The 1,927-nt window shown below is 57.4% G+C and carries 3 protein-coding genes; all 3 read right to left on the reverse strand.

What is annotated here, in order from left to right:
• On the reverse strand, positions 1-447 hold a 447-nt coding region (locus tag AACQ81_RS02685; protein WP_237388444.1), incomplete at its 3' end, for a conjugal transfer protein TraG N-terminal domain-containing protein.
• A 33-nt stretch (positions 448-480) separates the two neighbouring features.
• The gene (locus tag AACQ81_RS02690; protein ID WP_237388445.1) at positions 481-768 is read right to left on the reverse strand and encodes a hypothetical protein; all 288 of its coding nucleotides are present in this window, start codon (positions 766-768) and stop codon (positions 481-483) included.
• 23 nt (positions 769-791) lie between these two features.
• Positions 792-1,927: integrating conjugative element protein (locus AACQ81_RS02695; protein WP_237388446.1), on the reverse strand; the 1,136-nt coding region annotated here is incomplete at its 5' end.

The raw sequence follows: 1,927 nt of genomic DNA on the forward strand, positions 1-1,927 counted from the left end.
TGACGCGACCGCCGCCTGCGTCAGTCCTTTTGATAACCGGTGCACCACCGCCCACCAGACCGGCACGGCGGCCGTGTGTTCGCCCAGACTGGAAATCACCGGCGCATACCCCGTTTCCTGCGGTGATTTCGGCGTCCAGGTGCCGCAGGTCTTGGCCCGGGACGGATCATATTGCAGGGTACTGAGGCTGACCTGAACCAGCGGAACGCAACAGGCAATCATGACAAAGAACGCCCCGTACAGGGTATTTTCGAGACGGGAGAGCGACCGGAGTCCCGCATTGCCTTCTTCCACACTGTCTTCACGGATTTTCAGCCACAGGGCCATGATTTTGAACAACAACGGCACGGTAAACAGCCCGGTGGCAATCAATACCTGCCACAGGCCATTATTCACCACCCAGCCAAGCAGGGTCAGAAAATATTCCAGATAACTGTTTGTCGTCATGCGCTGCCCCCCATGCTGCCTGACAGGGCATATTCACACAGCAGGAGAAACAGCAGGCTGGCCGTCATCATGCGGATCAACGGTGCCCGGTACGCGGGTTTGTGTTGCGTTGCCTGAAAAATATTCCGGCTGCCCCAGACCAGCAGCGTGTAAAGGCTTAACCGCCAGACCAGCCACAGCGATTGATGGTTTTCCATCCCGTGACGAAAGGCGGACAGGTGTTCGGGATAGCGCATCCCCGTCCAGCCCGTCAGCAACGTGAAAAGGATGGCTACCGTGACAACCAGAACGATGACAGCCCCTTTTTTCAATTTCAGCCATGATTTCGCGTTACCGGCCATTACTTACCTTCCCGTCGTCCGGTTTGCCGGATTTTCCAGTTGATAGAAACGCTTATCACTGCTTTCCGTCACGTGTTTCTGCGGATGCGCTTCAATCCGGTGGTTTTCCCGCTCAATAATGGTCAGGATGGCGTTGTGTGCCAGTTCGCGTTTCAATGTCATTTCATTTTTCAGGGCATTGATTTCCCTGTCCAGCGCCGCAATCCGCCGTTCGCCCTCATTGAGGGCTTCGGCCTGCGCGGCAGCATTGGGTTCAGACATGCCGGTAATAAGCATCCGCCGCATCAGCAATGCCGTCTCCGTGGTCTCTGCCATCGCCAGTTCACCCGCCAGACGTGCTGTCAGTGCGGCATTGTCGGGATCACGTTGCAACGCCTGGATCACGCCCCGGGTGACCGTCAGGCTGCCGGTTTTCAGTTTGGCCAGATTTGCCGCCGTCACTTTTTCCGTCCCGTTGACCAGCTTCACCAGCTGTTCCATATTGGCCTGAGTCTGTGCTTCCAGCATGGGTGCAAAACCCGTGCCGGCAACCGTCGCGCCCGGTTGGTGCGCCTCGCCGCCGCTGATGCACTCCGCCGCGTTGGTGCAGGTGCGAATGGCCCTGTCCCCCAATACTTTCACTACTGCGTCTGCCGCCTCACGCGCGCTCTGGAATTTGTAACAGGAACCGCCGTGACAGTTTTGCGGGTGAACAGAAGACTGACTCAGCACCGGTTGATTGTTCATCATATTAAATCCGGCGCTGACCAAATCCCGCGTGGGCCGGATGGCATTTTGTCCCCTGCCGCCCTGCTTTTTACCGCCAATCCATTGGTGCCCACCCGTCCCAGTGGCTTTGGTGCCGGCATTATTGACCCGTACCGCGTCAGCATCCCCGCTGTTAACCTGTGTCTTATATTCCTGCATCGCCGCAGACTGCGTCCATTTGTTGTTTTGCGCAAAATCCCCCATCCGTCTGGCCATGTTCTGGCAGTTGAACTGAGCTTTGTCGAACGCGACATTGGCCTGCAAAACGCCGTTGGTCAGCATGTCATACAGCCCCGGATTGGCCCGCTGGATTATCATGGCGGGGAGACTGGCGACCGCCCCGGTGGCGCCCTGAATGACTTCGCTCATCAGGTTTTTCATGCCCGCCGTGA

Origin of the sequence: Xenorhabdus sp. Sc-CR9, assembly GCF_963897815.1 — a bacterium.
Lineage (GTDB): Bacteria > Pseudomonadota > Gammaproteobacteria > Enterobacterales > Enterobacteriaceae > Xenorhabdus.